Below are 21,412 nucleotides of genomic sequence, written 5' to 3' on the forward strand. Positions count from 1 at the left end.
TACCTTTATTTCAATCTATCGAGCAATTATAGAAAGCCCTTCTTCATTCGGTAACCGCTACCAAACTTTACGATTCCATTCATCTTCCAACGAAGACTAGAAGAACTTAACTTAAAATAACCGCTCTGCATTTTTATGTATTCATCTCACCATTCGCTAACACGAACTATTCGTTTCACTTTACCCCGCGTTAACGGGCAGTAAAAGCCCGATTGGTGCGGGCTAATAATCAGTGGGAAATGCCCCCACTGATTAAAGTTTCACTTTATCTTTTTTATCCTATCATAAAATAAAAAAAAGAAAAATAAAAAGCCCAACATAAAATTTAATTTCATCATGTATATCTTCATTTAGATTGGACATAAATAACTATAACAACATCACCTTCGATGTTGTTGCCAACCGCGGAGAAGACTTACGTTTCCCCATAAGTTCTTCCTCCGGTTTCTCCTCTCCCTTTGCCTTCTTACTAGTACATGCTAGTATAAGAAGGGCCCTGCTTTGCAGGGTTTTTTTTCTTTGTCTACTTTTCATTTAAAAAGTGAGATGGTACAGTAAAAGAAAGAGGAGGAAAAGATATGATTCAACGTTTTATAGAACTCGGAGAGGGCTACTCTGATTTATATGAATTACTTGAAATTGCCAAAGCAAATCAAGAACGTATAACACATATGTTACAATTTGAAACAATTAAAAATGAAAAAAAAGTGTGCTCACTTGTTGTAATATTAAAACCAACTACTACTGGTGATTTCCAACCATTATACATATGTCGTGAAGGCATTCCTGTACTTGAAAATAAAAAAAGTAAACGCGTCATTTTATTTGAAGAAACGGCAGAACAACTTGGAAAAAAAGTGACTACCTTTACGGTAAAACCATCCACAACTTTCCCAGAAAAAGAACTGTTTTTCAATCATTTAATTGGTATTTTACGAATGAATAATTTTATTCCTCCAATGAAATAATGTGTTATTTCAAATGAAAAATCCCCTGCTAAAATTAGCAGGGGATTTTTTCTATTAGCTATAATCGTATTCTTTTGCCCGATCAGGACGTGAATTTTCAAATTCCGTTTTTAAATACGGGCGGTACGACTGTTCTATCTTTTTCACAAAAGGAAGTTTGTTCAACTTTTGCATCATATGCTCAATTTGTTCCATATCACAATATACTACTGCATATTTTAAACGTTTTGATATGTAATGTATGTTACCATATTTTCTTAAAATCTTGGCATGTTTCAATGAATGTAAATAAACAATCATACTTTGTCGTTGCCCGAACATAATCTTCTCCATCTTCTCCTTTTAAAAACATATATTTTATATTTTATGAAAACCAATCAGAAATTTATGACATTACAGGACAAACTCTGTATACGTTTTCTTCTATCTTCTAAAAAACGGGGTGATTTACCCCGTTTTTTTACAACCGCAACCTCCGCCGGTACCACAACCGCCACCACAGCCACCAGCATCAAAAAATGGATTTCCTGTTGGAACTTTGATGGAAGAGGACACCTCAGAACCGATTGCTACACTCACTTCATCTAACAACTTTTGTAAAGCCGTTTCTACTCGTTTAAAAGCTGCAATCTTATCATGTAAGTCTACAGAACGCTTCAATTCCCTCATTTTCGTCGAAACGAAAGTATAGTCAGGATGATATTTACCGAAACGTTGCACTTCCTCATATCGTTCTTTCATCGCTGTAAATTGCTGAATTAACGTCTGAACTTCCATATCTTCATGCAAGTCTTTATAACATTTACGGTAATCTTCTGCTATATCTGAACAGATGATCGCTTTTGCAAGCTGCTCTGCCTTATCTAATATTAATACGCTTTCTAGCGTCGCTACAATCATGAGAGACACCTCCGAGTATTTATCATACCACATTTAGAATAGAACTACTAATTGAAGTGTCTCACTAAACAGAAAGATATCATTCTAACTATTTTTTAATAATTTCAGTACGCATTTATACATTAATATGTTCCGCAATGTTGTATTTAAGAACATCCCACTTCCCACTATTTTCATTCACATAACTAATACATGCGTTTTTTAACGGTGTCTTAAACGAAATATCTTCCGGAGCAATTGCATGTAAAATTGCTTTTATCGCATGTGAATGGGCTACAATAATAATACGTTTGCCAGAATGAGTTTCTGCAACGTCTTTTACCGCAGCAAAACAACGAGCTACAATTTCTTCATCTTGCTCCATACCTTCTACTTTACCTTCTGCAATTAATTCCCTAACAGTCGCAACTGGCTTCCCAGAAGCTTCACCAAAATTACGTTCAACAAATCGCTCATCTAATAAAATTGATTGTAATCCAGTTGCCTCTGCAATTTCCTTAGCTGTTTCTTGCGCTCTAATTAATGGGCTACTTATAATTATATCCCATGCCTCCGCTTTCAAAGCAGCTGCACTTTGACTTGCCTGCTTCTTCCCCACTTCATTAAGCGGAATATCTTCACGTCCCTGAATAATCTCTTGAAAATTCCAATCAGTTTGTCCATGTCGTACTAAACAAATTTCCGTCATGCTCATGCTGCAACTCCTTTTTAAATAATCCGCTTCTATTGTATCAAAAGTTCTGCATGACGGACATAGTTTTCCCTTCCAATTATGTTGCATTTTGCTGCTTCATATACTGAAACATATCAATCATAATGGAAGCAACTGCCAATTGATTTTGGAATTTCTCAACTTTATCTGGTATCGTTTTTTTGAAATGTTGCATAGCTGCTAACTCAAATGCCTCTTTTTCTTCAGGGTTTCGCGTTAGTTTTCTATACCAGTAAGGTTGCTCCCTAATATAGCGAGATAAATCCTCATCAGCCTTTATAAACTCCATAATTTCTGCTCTCATCCGCTTTCCTCCTAATCCTTCTGAAAGAAAAATGGATTATTTTCGGAAGTACTCTCTTCTTGCTGCGTGCGTTTTCCTTGAAATTGTTGAAAAACTTGTTGCACACTACCAATAGCACTCGTCACATTGGCTAAATGATGTTGCATTTGTTCCACGTCTAACTTTTTAAAAAAAGAAAGCATTTGTCCCATCACATCAGCAGTTTTTTCCTCTTCAGTTCGAGTATCCTTTTCTTTTCCTTTTTCTTTTTTCTTTTCTTTTACCGAAGAAAAAGCAGGCGCTCCATCCGGTCTAAAAGTTGCCCATATTGGATCTTCTTCACCAAGTAAGTACCATTCCTCATAAAACTGTTGCCAAGTTTTATGACCACTTCGAACTTCATGAACCATTTTAGGGTGATGGTTTACAAACTCTTTAAACTGTTGAACCGATGGATGTAACGGTCCTTTTGTTGTCGGCATAATCCTCACCTCTTCATGTATATCTACTATATAATAAGAAAAAAAAGGCGCATGGTTCGCCTATTTTTAGACGATTCATGCACCTTTTTATCCTACTATTTGCATAGGGGAAGATTCCCATCCACAATTTACAGTTTCATTTTATTTCCGAATAAAATTTTGTGTATAAAACTTATCGTATACGCCAACACCTAATCCTGTAAATTGTTCATTCAATAAATTCTTTCGATGTCCCTCACTATTTAACCAACCTTGCAATGCAGCAACTCCATCACTATGTTGCGCCGCTATGTTCTCACCGGCAAGTTGAAATCCTACTTTCCCGCGTTGTAAACGATCTCCTAACGTACCTAATGTAGGTGAATCGTGTGAAAAGTAATTATTATCCTTCATATCTTTACTATGACCGATTGCCACTTCTGCCGTTTGTTGGTCCCACGCTAACAACGGTAAATTATGACGACTTCGAATAATATTTGTTAAATCAAAAATTTGTTGCATATTCCCATTCTCTATTTGTTTCATTTTATCTGGAGTTAATGGTTGTTCTGCCAGTAATTCACCTGAATAAACGAGCTGATACGGTCTTTGACGTAATAACGTTTCGTCATCCATATAACGAACACCAACAAGCTCATGCGTAAAATGATCAAAATATAATTGTGCCCAGCCATCTTCTACTGGTATTAATGGTTGCTCCATCACTTCAGTATCAGATAACTCAAATTGATAACTACTCTTCCCTCTTTTTAATGAAATCTCATGCGAGAGTGGATTCTTTTTATACACATCTTCATACTTTTCATTTATATAATAAGGTGGCACCTTAACTTGCTCACCAGCAACATACGCCGTTACAACTTTACGCTCAGCAACCCCAAATTGAACATACTGAGATAAATCTTGATTGTATACCCACCATTCATATCCGTAAGCAGATGGCTCTATTCGAGAAGGTTCGCCCCATTTCGCTAATAAAATTTCAGAGTCCCCACCAATCATATTTAAAACCGTATCGGAAGAGTCTTCATTTACTTGTTTTTTCTTTTTCACAATTTTATTTTCTTGCTTTGATTGAGATGGGGTTAATATATATTGTGAAACGAGTAATTTCCCGTATAAATCAACAGCTAAAATTAAAATTGTAATCATTACGATACGCAATAATTTCTTCAATCGATATACCTCCTGCACAAAACATAAAATTGAGATATACACAAATCCTTTTCTTTCCTTTTTTTGTGTGTACCGTACTCTTTTCACTATATCATATTTTCGCAAAAAAAGTCTGGATTATCCCTTTTCTCTCAATATGAATTGCACTTTCTTATTATTCATACTATTATAAAAATAATGATGTAACATTAAAAAAGGAGGTATTTTATGCAATTTACAAATACAAAATTTAATGGAGCCGTCGTTGATTTAACACTATTAACAGAGATTATGGAAAAGAACCATTTTGTACTTGCTGGACAGTGGGATTATGAACGAGTTACATACGATTATAAATTCGAAATATTAAACGATGTTTATTATTTACGTGTACAAGGTTTAGCTGTTGAAGGTGACATTGGTAGCAGACACGCTGAAATAAAGCTACTTCCTCCTTTATTAGGTAAACACTATTATCCTCACGGCGTTGAATATGGTGATGGTGAAATTTTCCCAACGAATGTACTTCAAAAAAGCGAACAACTCCTACAAAATGTCGAAAAAGAGTTAAAAGAATTCCAAATCATTGAGTAAATAGAACAAGCGCATCATATTGATGCGCTTGTTCTATTTATCTTACTTAAGAATGAATCGTCTTTTTGACTGGATACCCATAAATAGTTCCATCCTTTACTTTAATCTCATCTTCCCAAGGAACCTTATATTTACCTTCAGCTAAATCTTTTACAAACGTATATGGGTTTTCTTTCACCCCACCAGGAGTCGCTACATATCCCCTTGAACCTAAATTATATATATTATTTTCGAGACCCCATCCTAATCTAGCTTGATCTGCTAGCTCTGGATATACTTCAGCAGTAACAATCTCCCAAGGATTTCGGTGTCCCTGCACTAAAGTAGTCCCATCAAAATTACATACTTGTCCTTCACCAAAATAATAAAATACACCATCATAACCGGCTAAGTTCACCGACAATGTATACATTAAATTTTGCCATGCATTCGAACGATTAGTTAACATCCATTGTTCACTAACTTGTGTGCTATATCCAGAAATACGAATCAAGACATTTGCGCCTTTATAAGCTGCTTCACGAGCTACTTCAGGAAACATACCATCATGACAAATACAAACAGCTAATTTACTTCCTCCAGGTCCATCACAAACAGGTAAACCTAAATCTCCAGCCTTCCAAGGTTCAACTGGCACCCAAGGATTTAGCTTACGATACTTCAAAATCATTTCACCTTGTGGATCAATAATTATTGCTGTATTATACGGTTCTCCACCATCAGGATTTCTTTCCATTATAGAAAAAACACCATATACTTCAGACTCTTTACATGCCTCAGCAAACAAGTCTGTTTCTGGCCCAGGGACTGTACATAAAAACTCTTCTGTAGTCCATTTTTTTGTATTAAGCCCTTGCGTACTATATTCTGGAAATACTATTAATTCCAATCCAGGATACCCTGCTTTAGTTGAATGAATTGTTTTTATGATCTGTTTAATTTGTTTATCAATGTCTGCACGTGACTCTACTACCGGTACTGGATATTGTATTAATGCTGTTAAAAAACCACTAATTGGCTTTACCATACTTCCACTACTACCCATTTAAATTCCCCCTTAAAATAGTCCTTGTTTTATTAAAGATAACAATATAAATTTGTAACTCTCTAAAAAACTTGTACTACACATGGAATTATTATGCATTAAAGCTAGTAGTAAATCTTATATCCACTTTTAGTACATGCCTACACTAACTTAACATAAATAATCAGAAAATTCAATCTATAAAAGTTTAGTAAAACTAAAAAAGTGTATGGAAACCCATACACTTTTTACTTCGTTTGTAAATATGGCGGTAATTGTTGCAACTGTTCTTTATCTTTTTCACGCTCTCTACGCGCCCATCGAAAGAACACATAACCAATAATCGTACCGTACACTATTTCCTGGACAATTTTCATAATGATGCCACCTGTTTGTTGATCTTGCACGACGGGCATCCAGTGTAAAAATTCTGGTCCAGTTATATTTAAATCAGATAAAGTTCCCGCTGGTACACATAATTCCATCGCCTTCATCCAAGCAGCCGGATCCGTATACGTTGCAAATAATGGTGCCGTCGCAAAAATGATTAACGCGCAAGCTGGCGTTAATAATATACCATTAGCAAACATATAACCAAGTTTCTTTATATCACTCAACGTTTGATATTCTGGTAATGGATTTAGCATCGGCCACCACATCATGATTGCCGTAAAGAACAATATAGCAAGACAAATAGGATGAGCAATTTGACTTTGTTTTACTGTATCAAAAACAACTGGTAAATGATAAAAAGAAAACAGGCCATTAAATACAAACAATGCAATAAGTGGCTTAGCAAATATCTTCAATATAATTTGAACGAACTTAAAAGAAGTAATATAGCGATATAACCAAACTGGTATACCAAGCAACAATAACGGCGGAACGGCAATATACATAACTGCCATTTCAAACATATGTGCACTAAATATAATATGACCAATTAAATCAATAGGCCCTCCCTTTACAAAATACAAAAGAACAATTCCAGTCGTAAAATAAAAAACTTGCTTCTTACTTACCTTTGTCGCATGTTCAAATCGCATTCTATATGGCCCAATAATTAAAAAGTACCCAATAAGGATTGAAATCATAAATAGTAAAAAGATTGGACTCCATAGCGCTTGAAAACCAAATATCCACAAGTTACTCATTTTCACACCTACCTTCTTAAGGTTATCCGTTCACATAACATGAAGAGGGAGCTGTGTCAACACAAGCTCCCTTATTCTCCACTTTTCAAATCCACACAATTGTCATAAAAGCTAAAATTGTAATTAATCCGATCAACAGACCAGAATAAAGAAAGAAACTTGCCGCTTCATGTCCTTTATGACTCATATGCATAAAATAATACAATTGAAAAATTACTTGTACCACCGCTAATAGTAAAATAAATGGTACTGAAAAAGTCGGACTAAAAGTTTTCGGATATGCTACTGCTACAAATGCAACTAATGTTAAAAAAATCATTAATGCAAATGTAATAACTTGATGCTTCATTTCCTCCGCACTTTTTCTTTTCCGATAAACAAGATCAACTTTAGGATTATTCGTTTGCTTTATCGCCATTGTTTATCCCACCATTCCCATCAAATATACTACAGTGAAAATAAACACCCAAACTACGTCAATAAAGTGCCAATAAATCGATGCAACATAAAACTTCGGTGCATTGTATAAATTTAGACCTCTCTTCGCATTTCTAAAGATTAATGTTAAAATCCAACACAATCCAAACAATACGTGGAGTCCATGTGTACCAACAAGAGCATAAAACGCGGAACCAAATGCGCTACTTCTCATAGTATGCTTAAATTCATGCGTATAATGATAAAACTCATAGATCTCAAATCCTAAAAACCCTAAACCTAGCAGCACTGTTACCAGTAGCCAAAGTTGCATTTTCTTAAAATTAAAGTTTTTCATATGGTACATCGCATATACGCTCGTTAAGCTACTCGTTAATAAAAGCATCGTCATAATGAAAACGAGTGGCATTTGGAACATCTCTTGAGATGTTGGTCCGCCATTTGTAGAATTCTTTAAAGCTAAATATGTGCCAAATAAGGAAGCGAACAATACTGTTTCGCCTCCAAGAAATAACCAAAAACCGACAAACTTATTTTTCCCCTCAAGGGTTGCTTTTTCAGGCTCTGCTGGAAATGTTTCATTCGTTAATTTTTCATCTACATGCATTACGCCTTGCCCCCCTTATCTTCTAAATCTTCTTTATGAATATGATATCCATGATCATCAATTACTGAACGTAGGAACATTGTACCAAACGTAATAATTAAACCGATAATTGCTACTAATAACCAAAACTTATCTTTTCCACCCTGCATATACATTGCACCGAATGCCGCTATAAACAATCCTAAAGAAATGATAAATGGTGAAAATGATGGATTTGGCATATGAATATCACCAACTGGTTCCGCCGCTGTCATCTCTTTATTCCCTTCACGTTTTTCAATCCAAAACGGATCTAACCCGCGAACAAATGGTAATTGTTTAAAGTTATATTCTGGTGTAGGTGCTGGCATTGTCCATTCTAATGTACGTCCATCCCATGGATCACGACCAGCCTTTTCTTTTGATACTGTTGTTTTAATTACATTGAATAGAAGAACAATCGTTCCAAGAGCCATAAATACCGCTCCAATAGAACTAATCATATTGCCCATTTCCAACCCTTGACCTTCAAGATATGTGTAGTAACGACGTGGCATACCAATTAATCCTAGGAAATGCTGAATGAAGAACGTTAAATGGAAACCGATAAAGAATAACCAAAATGTTATCTTTCCTAACGTTTCATTCAATACTTTATTAAACATCAGTGGCCAATAATAATGGGCTCCTGCTAGTAAACCAAATACAACACCGCCGACAATTACGTAATGAAAGTGAGCTACTACGAAATAGTTATCATGAAATTGATAATCAGCTGGTGCAGATGCTAGCATAACACCTGTAACTCCTCCCATTACGAATGATGGAATGAAGGCTACTGCCCACATCATCGGTGTCGTAAAACGAATACTTCCGCCCCACATTGTAAAGAGCCAGTTGAATATTTTAATACCAGTCGGAACCGCAATCGCCATTGTTGCAACCGAGAAAATAGCATTTGCAACTGGACCAAGCCCAACGGTAAACATATGATGCGCCCATACCATAAATCCTAAAAATCCAATTAATACTGTCGCAAACACCATCGACGAATAACCAAATAATCGTTTCTTCGAAAACGTCGCGAAGATTTCTGAGAATATTCCGAAAGCTGGGAGTATAAGAATGTATACTTCTGGATGACCGAAAATCCAGAATAAGTGCTCCCATATAATTGTATTCCCGCCCAGTGCTGGATTAAAGAAACTTGTTCCAAATAAGCGGTCTAACATTAAAAGGCCTAATCCTACAGTTAACGGCGGAAAAGCAAATAATATTAATGAAGATGTTACAAATGTCGTCCATGTAAACATCGGCATACGCATATACGTCATCCCTGGCGCACGCATATTAATAATGGTTACAAGGAAGTTAATACCTCCAATTAATGTACCTATACCGGAGATTTGCAAGCCAAGCACATAAAAATCAACACCATGGCCTTTAGAGGCTAAAGCTAAAGATGCATAAGATGTCCATCCTGCATCAGGTGCTCCACCTAAAAACCAACTTAAATTTAAAAATACTCCACCAAAGAAAAATAACCAAAATCCGAGTGAATTCAAAAACGGGAACGCTACATCACGTGCACCAATTTGAAGTGGTACAGCGGCGTTCATAAATGCAAACACGAGTGGCATAGCTGCGAGGAAAATCATTGTTGTACCGTGCATAGTTAATACTTGATTATAAGCATCCCCAACAAGAAAAGCGTTGTTAGGAATCGCTAATTGAAGGCGAATAAATAGAGCTTCTATTCCGCCTATTATAAAAAACAATCCACCTGCAATTAAATAGAGAATGGCAATCTTTTTATGGTCTACTGTCGTTAAATAATCCCATATGACAGCACCCATCCCCTGTTTTTTTGCTACAGAACTCACGTTTTCAACCTCCCCTTCGCGAATAATCCCTCTTTACTTTTCAACTTTCAACGTTTGTAAATATGCATTTAATGCATCAATTTGATCGTCTGTTAAGTTGCCATATTTACCAGTCATTTTATTTCCTGGTTTCATATTTTCAGGATCTTTCAGCCATTTTTTTAAGTTTTCTTCATTGTTTTCAGCAATGCCGGCAACTGTATCGCGATCCGCAAAGTTTGCTAAGTTTGGTGCGATACGAGCGGAAGGTGGTCTACTATCATTAGATCCAACTGCGTGACAACCAATACAGCTTTTATTAAATATTTCTTGGCCTTCTTGCGCCTTTGTTGAAGCTACTTCTTTCTTCCCATCAATTTTCTTCATATCAGCAAGCCACTTTTTGTACTCGCTTTCATCTAAAGCTTTCACTTTGAATTGCATTAAAGAATGTGATGGGCCGCAAAATTCTGTACAAAAACCATTATAAGTGCCCGATTTATCTGCCTTTAACCACATTTTGTTCACATTATCTGTATTTGTATCCATTTTCCCAGCTAAAGATGGAACCCAAAACGAATGTTTAATATCGGCACCCTTCAAATTCAAATACACTTTCTTACCTGTGGGGATGACTAAATCTTGAGAAGTTACTATCTTTTCTGATTTATAAGAAAATTCCCACCAATAAAGATTCGCTGTTACATCAACAACGATAGTATCTTTATCAATATTCTTTTTCTCCATCGCACTTACATCAGCAAGTTTGAATGTATATGTAACCGTCGGAACAGCTAAGATTAGCAAAAGAATAATCGGAATAACTGTCCATATAATTTCTAGTTTGTGATTCCCTTCAACTTGCTCCGGAATATAATCTTCCTGACCTTTCTTTTGTCGGAAACGCACAATTACATATAAGAAAATAATAGTAACTACTAGTACTACTCCTACCATGATCGCACTTGCTAGTAAGAGCAGATCATATTGCATTTTTGCTACCTCTCCTTGCGGAATTAAAGTAGATTGAAAGGCTTTACCGCATCCCCCTAACAGTAAAGCCAGCAGTGAAACGAACGAAAGCAGTCGCCACTGTTTCTTCATACAAACAACCCCCACTTTCCTTGTGAATTAGATTGTACTTTATAGTTAAGTAAAGTAAATCTCAACGTAAAGAAATCCAATTATGTCGTTGTCTTAGAAGAATGTAACTACAATCATTGATACAAATAAGATTGTTAAATAATTTAGGGAATAAACAAACATTTGCACAGACCATTTGATGTCATCTTTCTTACGGAAGCCATAAAAACCTAAAACGATCCATCCGATGTTAAGCAGTGTTGCAATTACCATAAATGTTATCCCTAGTCCACTCATATAAAATGGTAGTGGTAATAAACATACTGTCCAAATCATAATTTGGCGTTTCGTAATTTCAAATCCATGAACTACAGGAAGCATTGGAATTCCTGCGTTTCGATATTCATCAACACGTTTCATTGCTAATGCAAGGAAATGTGGGATTTGCCAAATAAACATAATTAAAAATAACATCCAAGCAATTGGATGGCCTAAAGATGGATCGATTGCTGCCCACCCAATTAAAGGTGGAACTGCACCAGATATACTACCTACAACAGTATTTAGTGTATACTTTCTCTTTGTCCATAAACTATATAGAACAACATATGTGAAAGCACCAATAAATCCCATTAAGACTGCCATTGGTGTTGTTAATAATAAAAATACAAAACCAAGAAGTAATATAACTAGTCCAAATGTAAGTGCAAATCCTGGTTTATACTTTCCAGTAACCGTTGGACGGGTCTTTGTTCTTTCCATTAATGGATCGATGTCTCGATCAATGTAGTTGTTTAAACAACATACCCCTGCCATAACTAATCCAGAACCAACGATTGTAAAGAATAACTTATCCAGATTGTCCATTACACTTAATCCATTAAAGTGTAATGCCAACCAAAATCCTGTAAATACAGTAAGTGTATTTGAGTTTACAATCCCCATTTTAACGAGCGCTTTTAAATCTTGTAACCGAGTTGTTTCCGGTACGCTTGTAACAGCAGACTCATCATGCAGCTCACTTGTTGCATGGTTCATCACTTTAACCCCCTCTTAAAACTTTCATCTTTCTTTTTGCGCCTATTTCAAATTGAAATATTTCGCTTCTATATAGCAATATTATTACAGTAGAAACATTGTTAACCCATTCTACTACTAATCTACGCCCATACTCCAATATATTAAATCATATTTCCCGAACATTTTGTGAAGAAAACATGAACTTTTTGTGTCGAACATAAAAAACTTAATTGTTACTTATCCATATCATAACATGATGTTACCTTCTATAATAAACTTTTTTGTCATATTTAACACGTATTCTCCCCATTTCTTTTCAAAATAGCCTATTTTTCACCTAAAAATTTCCTTATAAACCTTATTTCCACACCCGTTTTCTCTTCCCTGTCTTCCCCCTCCATTTCTTTGCTATTTTATTATTTTTTATATATCATAGGAACTAGCGCGTTTTATTCTATACATAATGGAATGAAAATATTTCGCAATAACTTCATAGCAGAAAGATGGTGAAAGAGATTGCAACGCTTTATTAAATGGTTAGCAGTCATTACGAGTCTTGATTTATTAATAGTTTTATTAGGAGGCGCCTTAGTTACAAAAACAGGCTCTGGCCAAGGGTGCGGTAAATCATGGCCACTTTGTAACGGCGAATTTGTTCCATCTAATTTATCAATGGAAACTATTATTGAACTAAGTCATCGCCTTACATCAGGATCAGCAGGAATTCTTGTCACTCTCCTTTGTATTTTGTCCTGGAAATATTATAAACATGTGCGCGAAACAAAAACGTTAGCAATTTTATCCTTCGTATTTTTAGTTGCACAAGCATTAATGGGAGCCGCAGCGGTTGTTTGGGGGCAAATGCCAGCTGTACTTGCTATCCATTTCGGTATTTCCTTAATTTCATTTGCTTCTGTCATTTTATTAACGTGTCTTATCTTTGAAATTGACCAAAAATTTGATGCACGTTCACTTATTATGGATAAAAAAATGAAATTTCATATTTATGGTGTAACAATTTACAGTTATATTGTCGTCTACACAGGGGCTTTAGTACGTCACGAACGAGCTAGCTTAGCCTGTCCAGACTTTCCTTTATGTAGCAAAAATAGACCTATGCCAACTCAATTACATGAATGGGTTCAAATGGGACATAGAGTTGCAGCGATGTTAATTTTCGCTTGGATACTATACGCGATGATTCTCGCTATCCGCCATTACAAACAGCAGCCTGTCGTATACTGGGGATGGATCATCTCATTTATCCTTGTTACACTTCAAGCTATCGTAGGAATTTTAGTCGTATTTACAAATGCTAGTTTATCAATGGCATTATTACATTCACTATTCATTTCTTGCTTGTTTGCTGTACTATGCTATTTAGTTATGTTAGGTACAAGAAGTAAAGTGAATGCAAAAGAAGCTGCATCAACTTCTAAACAAACAAAATAAATGAAAATACCTTGCCGAATTGGCAAGGTATTTTTTCTTAATAAAAAAGAGCTGTGTTTCCACAACTCTTTTTTATTTTAGTGATCTAATTCAATGAGTAAGTCACCCGTTTGAATTGCATCTCCATCGTTAACATATACTTTTTTCACTTTACCATTGAACGGCGCTTGAACTGTCGTTTCCATTTTCATCGCTTCTGTAATTGCCATAGAATCGCCTTTTTTCACTTCATCGCCTTCTTTTACAACTACTTTAATAACCGTTCCTGGCATTGTTGCGCTAATGTGGTTTGGATTTTCACGGTTTCCTTTCACACGTTGTGCAACTGTTGCTTTCACACTTTCGTCTTTCACAACAATCTCACGTGGTTGACCGTTAAACTCCAAGTAAAGAACACGATTCCCATCTGGCTGAGGCTCTCCAATTGATACTAGTTTAACCATCAATGTTTTACCTTGTTCAATTTCCACATTGATTTCTTCACCAAGTCTCATACCATAGAAGAATGTCGGTGTATCAAGCACAGATACATTTCCATAAATCTCAGCAACTTTTTCGTAATCCATAAATACTTTTGGATATAATGCATATGCAACTACATCAAACATCGTCACTTCGCGTCCAAGTTTATGGAATAGCTCTTCTTTTAACGCGTCGAAATCTACTGGTTCTAATAATTCACCTGGTCTTACTGTTAATGGTTCTTTCCCTTTTAAAATAATTTCTTGTAACTTTTTCGGGAAACCACCATATGGTTGTCCTAAATCTCCAGAGAACATTTCAACAACAGATCCTGGGAAGTCCATAGAATGTCCACGCTCTAAAACATCTTGTTCTGTTAAGTGATTTTGAACCATGAATAATGCCATATCACCGACAACTTTAGATGATGGTGTTACTTTAACAATATCACCAAACATGTCATTCACACGGCGGTACATTACTTTCACTTCATCGAAACGATCGCCTAAGCCAACCGCTTTCGCTTGTTGTTGTAAATTACTATACTGTCCGCCTGGCATTTCGTGCATATATACCTCTGTATGAGGAGCATTCATACCACTTTCAAACGGTGCGTAGTATTTACGTACATCTTCCCAGTAATGAGATAATTTTTCTAATGAATCTATATTAACATCTGGCTGTCTTTCGTTTCCACCTAACGCATAGTATAGCGTGTTCGCACTTGGTTGTGACGTTTGACCAGCCATAGAACTTACTGCTACATCGACAATGTCAACACCTGCTTCAATTGCTTTCGTATACGTTAATATACCATTTCCACTCGTATCGTGTGTGTGCAGGTGAATCGGAATCGATACCGTCTCTTTTAATGCTGAAACTAAATCATATGCTGCATTTGGTTTTAGTAAGCCCGCCATATCTTTAATACCTAAAATGTGAGCTCCTGATGCTTCTAATTCTTTTGCTAAATTTTTATAGTAATTTAAATCATATTTACTACGTAACGGATCATGGATATCCCCTGTGTAACACATAGTTGCTTCTGCAATTTTACCAGTATCTCGTACAGCATCAATCGCAACTCTCATACCTTCTACCCAGTTTAAGCTATCAAAAATACGGAACACATCAATTCCAGCTTGAGCAGAACACTCCACAAACTTTTGAATTAAATTATCCGGATAGTTTTTGTAACCAACCGCGTTTGAAGAACGAAGTAACATTTGGAATAAAACATTTGGCATTTTTTCACGAAGATCTAGTAATCGTTCCCACGGATCTTCTTTTAAGAAACGATATGCAACATCAAACGTTGCACCGCCCCACATTTCTGCTGAGAATAAGTTCGGTAACATTCTCGCTGTCGGCTCTGCAATTTGGTGTAAATCTTTTGTACGAATACGCGTTGCAAGTAATGACTGATGCGCATCACGGAATGTTGTATCCGTTAAAAGTACACGTTTTTGATCTTGTACCCATTTTACTAATCCGTCTGCTCCACGCTCATCCAAAATTTGTTTCGTTCCATTTTGGATTGGCTCTGAGTGTAATACATTTGGTATACGAGCATCTGGGAAAATTGGTTTCTCTTTTTTCCCTACTCCTGGGAAGCCATTTACTGTTACTGTCCCGATATAATTTAACATTTTCGTTCCGCGGTCTTTACGTTTGGGGAACAAGAATAGTTCCGGTGACGCATCAATAAATGAAGTGTCATATTCCCCTGATAAGAAGTTTTTATGTTTTACTACATTCTCTAGGAATGGAATATTAGTTTTAATACCACGAATACGGAATTCTTTTAAGTTACGTTCCATTTTTGCAGCAGCTTGTTCAAAAGTAAGCGCCCATGTTGTAACTTTTACAAGTAAAGAATCATAGTACGGTGTAATAACAGCACCTTGGAAACTATTACCTGTATCAAGACGAACCCCAAAGCCACCACCTGATCGATACGCCATAATTTTTCCTGTATCCGGCATGAAATTATTTAGTGGATCCTCAGTCGTTACTCGAGATTGTATTGCAAATCCATGTACAACAACTTCCTCTTGCTTTGGAACACCTACCATTTTGCTATGTAATGCATGTCCATCAGCTATTAAAATTTGTGATTGAACGATATCGACTCCTGTAATCATTTCTGTAATTGTATGTTCTACTTGAACACGCGGATTTACTTCAATGAAATAGAAATTATCATCTTTTACAAGGAATTCAACTGTTCCTGCGTTTAAATAATTTACATTTTTCGTTAATTTCACAGCAGCATCACAAATACGCTGACGCAAATCATCTGAAAGCGACACACTAGGTGCAATTTCTACTACTTTTTGATGACGACGTTGTACAGAACAGTCTCGCTCGTATAAATGAACAACATTGCCCTCTTCATCTGCTAAAATTTGAACTTCTATATGTTTAGGTTTTTCAACGAATTTTTCTACGTATACTTCATCATTACCAAAGGCTGCTTTTGCTTCTGACTTTGCTCGATTATACGATTCTCTTAATTCTTCACTAGTACGTACAATACGCATACCACGACCGCCACCGCCAAGGGAAGCTTTAATAATAATCGGGTAATCATACTTTTCGGCAAATTCTTCGACTTCTTCTAATGAATCTACTGGCCCATCACTACCAGGAATAACTGGAATTTGTGCTAGCTGCGCTTGTGTTCTTGCTTTTACTTTATCTCCAAACATATCTAAATGCTTACTTTTTGGACCGATAAAGATAATCCCTTCTTCTTCACAACGTTTTGCGAATTGAATATTTTCTGACAAGAAACCATATCCAGGGTGAATTGCATCTACATGATTACTTTTCGCAATCTCAATAATGCCCTCAATATCTAGATAAGCATCAATTGGCTTTTTTCCTTCCCCAACTAAATAGGATTCATCGGCTTTATAACGATGATAAGAACCACTATCCTCTTTAGAATAGATTGCAACTGTTTTTAATCCCAGTTCCGAACAAGCTCGAAACACACGAATTGCAATCTCTCCACGGTTAGCTACCAATACTTTTTGAATACGTTGCAGCTTTGTCATGATTTTCCCCCTCTACTTTCCTACCACTCTAGAGATAAAATATATACACACCATAAAGAGCGTGAAGTTCTTCACTTTCTACATTATATTATACTTAGAAAGCTTCACTTTATTTTTATCCATCATACCTTATTTTTTAACAAATGATAAGTTTTCTGAGCAATTTGTCTCACAAAAATAGTATAGCATACCTCTTCCTTATGTAACAACCTAATTGTATATCACTTTCAACTTAATGTGATATACCCTTTAACTAAAAGATAAATTAATACATCATATTTAAAAATACTTAAAAATAAAAAACACATCGCGCTCTAAAGCACAATGTGTTTTATTTTACAACTACAAGATGTGGTCCGCCTTGTTCTCTTTCTTTAACTGTCTCGTTCTGTTGTTTCTCTTGTCGTTTTACATGACTAGCAATATTGAGTAATATCCCCATCGCGAGTAGATTAGCTAATAAGGAACTCCCGCCATAACTAACAAACGGTAAAGGAACTCCTGTAAGTGGTATCAATCCAGACATACCACCAACATTAACAAATGTTTGGACTCCAAACAAACTTGCAATTCCGATAGCTATTAAACTTCCAAATGGATCTTTACACTTTTGTGCAACTCTAAACGCCCGAATAATTATAAGTAATAAACAGATTAAAATAATAGCCACACCTATAAAACCAAGTTCTTCAGATATAATTGCCATTATAAAATCCGTTTGTGGTTCTGGTAAGTAACCATACTTTTGTACACTATTTCCTAATCCTCTACCATTTAGCCCTCCCGAAGCAATTCCAATAAACGAATTTATTAATTGAAATCCATCCTTTTGTGGATCGCTAAATGGATCAAGAAAAACGGAAAACCGTGCTTTTTGGTACTGACTTAATTTATAACTCCCAAGGAAATACAACGCCGGAGCCCATACTATAGACGTTAACAAGAATCTCTTTATCCACAAATTCACATTAACTCCTGAACAAAGAAACATAATTCCTACTGTTCCCGCAATTAACATATCGGTACCTAAGTCATTTTGCTTTAAAATTAAAAACATGATTAAACCAACACCCAAAAGTACTGGTCCTGATCCTTTAAAAACAGACGTATTCGTTTCTTGCCTTTTCGCAAAGAAATGAGCCAATACGAGAATAACTGTTATCTTAACAAATTCCGCAGGCTGTATTCCAAATATCCATCCATTTGCACCATTTACTGCTTTAGCAAAAAAGGCAGCTGCTGCTAATAACGCTACACTAATTCCATAACTTCCCAATAAAAAGATTCGTTTTCTCCACACTTTATATGGAATAATAGCAAGAATTATTAATACTATTGTCCCAGCAGCTAAAGTAATTAATTGTCTTTTAAAAAAGAAATTTGCTGGTTTATCAAACCTCGAAATCGCAACAATGGAACTAGAACTATATACCATTATAACTCCCAGCACACATAAGATAACAAGAGGAAGTAATAATGAATAATCCATTGATTTCCATACTCTTTTCATTTCATTTCCTCTCTCTGTTTCAATTTAATTATTGTTGTATTCCATATGTACATTGATTCTTCCTGCTTTATTATACAAATAAAAAGCTCAAACTTTTTCAGTTTGAGCCCCCTTATTTGAACCCGTTATTGTTGTTTGTTTGTAAATGCTTCATGAAGTGCAGATAACTCACGTTCAAGCTCTCCTAACATTGCTTTCCCTTGTTCTTCTGAAATAAGACCAAGGCGAACTGCAAAATCGACTTCGCGGGATAGTCCAAACATTTGTGTGTCTAACACTTCTTCATATAATGGACATTGCGGCATTGTAAGATGGTCCATTTGCACCTTAATAAGTCTTAAAATCTTCTCCGCATCCGCTTGTAGAAGGGCTAGTGCCTTTTCCTGATGATTTGATACTGTCTCAGACGCCAAATTGATTCCCTCCGTTTCCGTCCTACTCTCTCCTATCTATTAATATTAGCGATAGTTTTAATAAATTGCAATAGAAACATTTTTTGTGACAATAGTGTCTAATACTATTATACTGAAAAGTGGGAGTATAACACAAATGGGGGAACAACAATGAGCGAAATTTTATTTATTAATGGAAAAGTTCGTTTTCCAATCACTATCGATCCAACCGTTTGGATCTTTGATGATCGAAAAGTAGATTTGACAACTTACTTTGATGAAACGAGAGAAAACACTTCAGAACTAGAAACTTATTTAAAAAACACTTCGGAACATTGGGATCGCGAAATCCGTGATGGTGCTGCTTTCCCGCCGATACAACAAAGTGTAAAGAAATTTAAAAAAGAACAGCTAATTACTGGAACATTCGGTATACCATTTCAACCTTTTCTTGCTAACGCCGAAATTTCAGATGACGCTACGCAAGTCGAGATCGAAACAGTAGATGCTACAATAACGCTTCCATTAGAAACTGTCAAACATGCTATTCTTGGTTTTTCAAAAAAAGGAAAACCATTAAAAGAAGATGGACCTGTTCATTTATATTACAATGATGGATCTAATAGACAAAATCCAATCCGTAACATCCGCAAATTTACAATTATTTAAAGAAAAGGAGTGAGCTTTAGCTCACTCCTTTTTATAATAAATCTGCTGCTAGTTGAGCTAAATTAGATCGCTCCCCTTTTACAAATTTCACATGACCACTAATACGTTGCTCTTTAAATTTCTCTACAACATATGTTAAACCATTATTATACTCATCCAAATACGGATGATCAATTTGCTGAGGATCTCCCATTAATACGATTTTACTTTTTTCTCCTACCCTCGTTAGTATCGTTTTCACTTCATGCTTCGTTAAATTTTGTGCTTCATCAATTATAATGAACTGATCTGGAATACTTCTCCCGCGTATATACGTAAGAGCTTCCACTTCTATCGAACCCATTCCAGCTAAAATAGCATCTAACTCTCCTGGTTTTTTCGTATTAAATAAATACTCTAGATTATCAAAAATCGGTTGCATCCACGGTCTTAACTTTTCTTCTTTTTCTCCCGGTAAATAACCGATATCTTTCCCAACTGGAACAATTGGCCGTGCAACGAGTAGTTTTTTGTATAACCCTAAATCTTCCGTTTGCATGAGGCCCGAAGCTAAAGCTAGTAATGTCTTTCCTGTACCAGCTTTCCCTGTTAGCGTGACTAGTGGAATATCTTCACGAAGCAACAATTCTAATCCCATAATTTGCTGCACATTTCGTGGTCGTATTCCCCATACTTGTTCATTGTGAAAAATAAGTTTTTTTACCTTCTTACCTAAATGATCCACAATACCTAGTGCTGAACTAGATCCACCTAATGCATCTTTCATTACTACAAACTGATTTGGATAAAAAGGATGATTTGCAATTTCGGATAAAGGCAATTCGCCTTTTTCATAAAAATAATCCAATTGTTCTTTTGATATATATCCTTCTAAAAATCCTGAATATATATTTTCCACTTCAATGACCCGATCACTTAAATAATCTTCCGCCTTTAAACCTATTGCATCTGCTTTTACCCTTACGAGCACGTCTTTACTTACTAAAATAACAGACTTCCCGTCCTCTTTTTCTTGTTCTTCTAAAGATAGATTTTTTGCTACAGCTAAAATTCGATTATCATTTGTTTTTTCTACAAAAATATCTTGTAGTTGGACAAACGAACGATGATTTAATTCAATACGAAATGTACCGCCGTTTTCTAGCGGAATACTTTCATGCAGTTTTCCTATTTCACGAAATTTGTCTATTAACTTAGATACATAACGAGCGTTTCGTCCTACTTCATCCATATAACGCTTTTTCGAATCAACCTCTTCTAATACAACTGCTGGAATCACTACTTCATTGGTTTCAAATGAAAAAATAGATAAAGGATCCTGCAAAAGTACATTCGTATCTAACACATAAATTTTATCCAACCTGTTACCCCCTGACTCCACTTTTAAATTTGTAGAACAAGGGTTTCATCCATAAAATATGGACGAACCATTGTTATAATTATATGTAACGTATAAACGAGGTAGAATCGAAATTTATAGCCATTAAACCTTTTATTTATTTTTTATTCATTTCTATTCAATATATTACTTTTAATTATAATTATTAACATAAAATCACAATAAGTGATTACAAAAGTTAATAACTGACTTTCTTATTTATCAC

Annotated in this window: 21 protein-coding genes; 4 read left to right on the forward strand and 17 right to left on the reverse strand. The window is 35.6% G+C overall.

Translation table 11 applies throughout. The annotated features are described in order from the left end of the window. Window positions 1-578: 578 nt before the first annotated feature. The gene (locus tag MR079_RS01310) at window positions 579-968 is read left to right on the forward strand and encodes a DUF7147 family protein (RefSeq protein ID WP_000616011.1); all 390 of its coding nucleotides are present in this window, start codon (window positions 579-581) and stop codon (window positions 966-968) included. Between the two features lie 54 nt (window positions 969-1,022). Here the strand turns inward: MR079_RS01310 and MR079_RS01315 are convergent, their stop codons facing one another. From MR079_RS01315 to MR079_RS01340, 6 genes are all read right to left on the reverse strand, one after another. Beyond that, complete coding sequence (locus MR079_RS01315) at window positions 1,023-1,289, reverse strand: YlbG family protein (protein WP_002080814.1); 267 nt, start codon at window positions 1,287-1,289, stop codon at window positions 1,023-1,025. Window positions 1,290-1,415: 126 nt separating this feature from the next. Beyond that, window positions 1,416-1,868, reverse strand: coding sequence for a YlbF/YmcA family competence regulator (locus MR079_RS01320; RefSeq protein ID WP_000634351.1), 453 nt, complete (start codon window positions 1,866-1,868; stop codon window positions 1,416-1,418). Window positions 1,869-1,983: 115 nt separating this feature from the next. After that, entirely contained in the window at window positions 1,984-2,556 is a 573-nt protein-coding gene (locus tag MR079_RS01325) for a histidine phosphatase family protein (protein WP_139867111.1), read from the reverse strand. Between the two features lie 82 nt (window positions 2,557-2,638). Beyond that, window positions 2,639-2,884: a YlbE-like family protein gene (locus MR079_RS01330; RefSeq protein ID WP_001200990.1), complete on the reverse strand. Its 246-nt coding sequence runs from the start codon at window positions 2,882-2,884 to the stop codon at window positions 2,639-2,641. Between the two features lie 11 nt (window positions 2,885-2,895). Then, window positions 2,896-3,345 (reverse strand): YlbD family protein, encoded by a 450-nt coding sequence (gene ylbD, locus MR079_RS01335; RefSeq protein WP_001143334.1) that lies wholly within the window; start codon window positions 3,343-3,345, stop codon window positions 2,896-2,898. A gap of 141 nt (window positions 3,346-3,486) precedes the next feature. Next, window positions 3,487-4,521 (reverse strand): CAP domain-containing protein, encoded by a 1,035-nt coding sequence (locus MR079_RS01340; RefSeq protein WP_242293332.1) that lies wholly within the window; start codon window positions 4,519-4,521, stop codon window positions 3,487-3,489. A gap of 207 nt (window positions 4,522-4,728) precedes the next feature. Between MR079_RS01340 and MR079_RS01345 the strand changes: the two genes are divergently transcribed. Continuing rightward, the gene (locus tag MR079_RS01345; RefSeq protein ID WP_001160939.1) at window positions 4,729-5,094 is read left to right on the forward strand and encodes a YugN family protein; all 366 of its coding nucleotides are present in this window, start codon (window positions 4,729-4,731) and stop codon (window positions 5,092-5,094) included. A gap of 46 nt (window positions 5,095-5,140) precedes the next feature. Here the strand turns inward: MR079_RS01345 and MR079_RS01350 are convergent, their stop codons facing one another. The 7 genes from MR079_RS01350 to ctaB all read right to left on the reverse strand — a co-directional run bounded on the left by MR079_RS01350 (window position 5,141) and on the right by ctaB (window position 12,279). Then, on the reverse strand, window positions 5,141-6,139 hold the full coding sequence (locus tag MR079_RS01350) for a formamidase (RefSeq protein WP_000535791.1): 999 nt from the start codon (window positions 6,137-6,139) through the stop codon (window positions 5,141-5,143). A 227-nt stretch (window positions 6,140-6,366) separates the two neighbouring features. Further along, window positions 6,367-7,272, reverse strand: a complete 906-nt coding sequence (gene ctaG, locus MR079_RS01355; protein WP_139866899.1) for a cytochrome c oxidase assembly factor CtaG — start codon at window positions 7,270-7,272, stop codon at window positions 6,367-6,369. Window positions 7,273-7,357: 85 nt separating this feature from the next. Next, the gene (gene ctaF, locus MR079_RS01360) at window positions 7,358-7,690 is read right to left on the reverse strand and encodes a cytochrome c oxidase subunit IVB (protein ID WP_000985703.1); all 333 of its coding nucleotides are present in this window, start codon (window positions 7,688-7,690) and stop codon (window positions 7,358-7,360) included. A 3-nt stretch (window positions 7,691-7,693) separates the two neighbouring features. Then, on the reverse strand, window positions 7,694-8,317 hold the full coding sequence (gene ctaE, locus MR079_RS01365; RefSeq protein ID WP_000557861.1) for a cytochrome c oxidase subunit III: 624 nt from the start codon (window positions 8,315-8,317) through the stop codon (window positions 7,694-7,696). Further along, a complete protein-coding gene (gene ctaD, locus MR079_RS01370) occupies window positions 8,317-10,152 on the reverse strand; it encodes a cytochrome c oxidase subunit I (RefSeq protein ID WP_011040617.1) in 1,836 nt (611 codons plus the stop codon). The genes ctaE and ctaD overlap by 1 nt, the downstream gene beginning before the upstream one ends. A gap of 60 nt (window positions 10,153-10,212) precedes the next feature. Beyond that, window positions 10,213-11,262: a cytochrome c oxidase subunit II gene (gene coxB / locus MR079_RS01375; protein WP_000745271.1), complete on the reverse strand. Its 1,050-nt coding sequence runs from the start codon at window positions 11,260-11,262 to the stop codon at window positions 10,213-10,215. A 93-nt stretch (window positions 11,263-11,355) separates the two neighbouring features. Then, on the reverse strand, window positions 11,356-12,279 hold the full coding sequence (gene ctaB, locus MR079_RS01380) for a protoheme IX farnesyltransferase (RefSeq protein ID WP_001015058.1): 924 nt from the start codon (window positions 12,277-12,279) through the stop codon (window positions 11,356-11,358). A 498-nt stretch (window positions 12,280-12,777) separates the two neighbouring features. Between ctaB and ctaA the strand changes: the two genes are divergently transcribed. Further along, window positions 12,778-13,713, forward strand: coding sequence for a heme A synthase (ctaA, locus tag MR079_RS01385; RefSeq protein ID WP_001188737.1), 936 nt, complete (start codon window positions 12,778-12,780; stop codon window positions 13,711-13,713). A gap of 77 nt (window positions 13,714-13,790) precedes the next feature. On the opposite strand, the gene pyc is transcribed toward ctaA, so the two are convergent. The 3 genes from pyc to MR079_RS01400 all read right to left on the reverse strand — a co-directional run bounded on the left by pyc (window position 13,791) and on the right by MR079_RS01400 (window position 19,160). Further along, window positions 13,791-17,237 (reverse strand): pyruvate carboxylase, encoded by a 3,447-nt coding sequence (gene pyc / locus MR079_RS01390; RefSeq protein ID WP_139866897.1) that lies wholly within the window; start codon window positions 17,235-17,237, stop codon window positions 13,791-13,793. A 331-nt stretch (window positions 17,238-17,568) separates the two neighbouring features. Then, window positions 17,569-18,747: an FtsW/RodA/SpoVE family cell cycle protein gene (locus MR079_RS01395; RefSeq protein WP_087954453.1), complete on the reverse strand. Its 1,179-nt coding sequence runs from the start codon at window positions 18,745-18,747 to the stop codon at window positions 17,569-17,571. A 125-nt stretch (window positions 18,748-18,872) separates the two neighbouring features. After that, window positions 18,873-19,160, reverse strand: a complete 288-nt coding sequence (locus tag MR079_RS01400) for an Fpa/YlaN family protein (RefSeq protein ID WP_000135697.1) — start codon at window positions 19,158-19,160, stop codon at window positions 18,873-18,875. A gap of 150 nt (window positions 19,161-19,310) precedes the next feature. On the opposite strand from MR079_RS01400, the gene MR079_RS01405 reads away from it, so the two are divergent. Continuing rightward, window positions 19,311-19,808 carry a molybdopterin-binding protein gene (locus MR079_RS01405; protein WP_139866893.1) on the forward strand — a complete coding sequence of 166 codons (498 nt, stop codon included), beginning with the start codon at window positions 19,311-19,313 and terminating at the stop codon, window positions 19,806-19,808. Between the two features lie 31 nt (window positions 19,809-19,839). Here the strand turns inward: MR079_RS01405 and MR079_RS01410 are convergent, their stop codons facing one another. Continuing rightward, window positions 19,840-21,168: a PhoH family protein gene (locus tag MR079_RS01410; protein WP_000358083.1), complete on the reverse strand. Its 1,329-nt coding sequence runs from the start codon at window positions 21,166-21,168 to the stop codon at window positions 19,840-19,842. Between the last annotated feature and the right edge of the window lie 244 nt (window positions 21,169-21,412).

The sequence above is a fragment of the Bacillus cereus group sp. BfR-BA-01381 genome, assembly GCF_022663555.1.
Taxonomy (GTDB): Bacteria; Bacillota; Bacilli; order Bacillales; family Bacillaceae_G; genus Bacillus_A; species Bacillus_A pacificus.